This window comes from Arthrobacter silviterrae (assembly GCF_011045165.1).
In the GTDB taxonomy this organism is placed as follows: Bacteria; Actinomycetota; Actinomycetes; order Actinomycetales; family Micrococcaceae; genus Specibacter; species Specibacter silviterrae.
On the sequence record NZ_JAAKZI010000086.1, the window covers coordinates 1 to 1,322 of the forward strand.

Annotated in this window: 1 protein-coding gene; it reads right to left on the reverse strand. The window is 63.0% G+C overall.

Going from position 1 to position 1,322, the window contains the following annotated elements; genetic code table 11:
- Window positions 1–6 precede the first annotated feature (6 nt).
- Entirely contained in the window at window positions 7–1,200 is a 1,194-nt protein-coding gene (locus tag G6N77_RS19480; protein WP_165183826.1) for an integrase catalytic domain-containing protein, read from the reverse strand.
- Window positions 1,201–1,322: the final 122 nt, after the last annotated feature.

Here is a 1,322-nt window from a genome sequence, read left to right on the forward strand (position 1 = left end):
CCTCCGCTAGGACCTTTTGTTCCACCAGGTATTGACAGGCGGTTTGGCCGGCGGGGTTTTCTTGGCCAGGGAGAGCTTTTCCAGCTCGCCGGTCAGGCGGAGGATCTCGCGTTGGAGGTGCGCCGGCTTGATCCGTTTGAAGGCGGCATTCATGGTGATGATCGGGCGCTTGCGGACCCTGGGGTCCTTGATGGCGCGTTGGTGCGGGGTCGCCGGGGTGTCGTAGTGCTTGATGACTTTTGCCCCGTAGCGCTGCTTGGAGACCAGTTTTTGCTGGGGCAGCAGGTAGTTCGTGAAGAGCCGGTCCAATTCCCAGATCTCGTTGAGTACGGCCAGCTCCGCCGCGGTGTCGTAGCGCAGATAGCCGACGAGTTCACGGACCCGTGCCCAGTTCTTTTGCTCCACATGTGCGCCGTCATTTTTGTTGTAGGGCCGGGACCTCGTGAACGTGATCTTGTGCTCGAGGCAGTAGTCGTAGAGGTGGTTGTTGATGAACTCGCTGCCGTTGTCGCTATCGATCCCGATGATCGGGAATGGAAAGACCCCCATCACGTACTGCAGGGCCTCGAACACCCACTTCTCGGCCTTGTTCCGCACCGAGCGGTTGACGGTCCAGCCCGTGGAAATGTCCGTCACCGTCAGGGTGAAGCAGTATTCCCCGGAGGCGTTCCCGCCGTCGTGGGCGACCAGGTCGATCTCGACAAACCCCGGCACGGCGTCGTCCCATTCGGCCCAGGTCCGCATGGGAATCTGCGACTTCAACAAGGATCCGGGCTTGGTGTGGGTGCGCCCGTGCGGGAGCATCGTGGAGCGGGCGCCCTTGAGCTTGCGGTCGATCGTGGACGCGCTCATCCGCACCAGCAAGGCGGCCTGCGCATCCGTGACCACCAGCTCCTTCTCGCGGCGCAGCAGCGGCACCAGGGTCGGCATCATCGGGGCCAGCAGCTTTCCTGCCGGGGCCCGCAGCACCGACCAGCACAACACCAGCGCAGGCACGAGGTCGGGCCCGTACAGCGGGCGCCTGCCAGTCCGCGGTCGTAGTGGTGGAGGATTCAACGCGTGTCGCAACGCCGCCCTCGCGTAGTCCCGGTGCCAGCCCGTTAACTCGACCAACTCGTCCAGGATCCGGGTCTTCACGGCCCGCGGAGACCTCTTGTAGGCCAGGGCCCGCTTCTTCACCACTGCCTGTCGTTGCGCCATCGTCAGCTCCATGGAAACAGGCGTATCCGACACCGCAAACCCGGATTTCAAGCCACGCCGACGCGGAGGAAATCAAATGAGGCAACGTATACGGCTACGCGGAGGTTTTCTATGAGTCAACG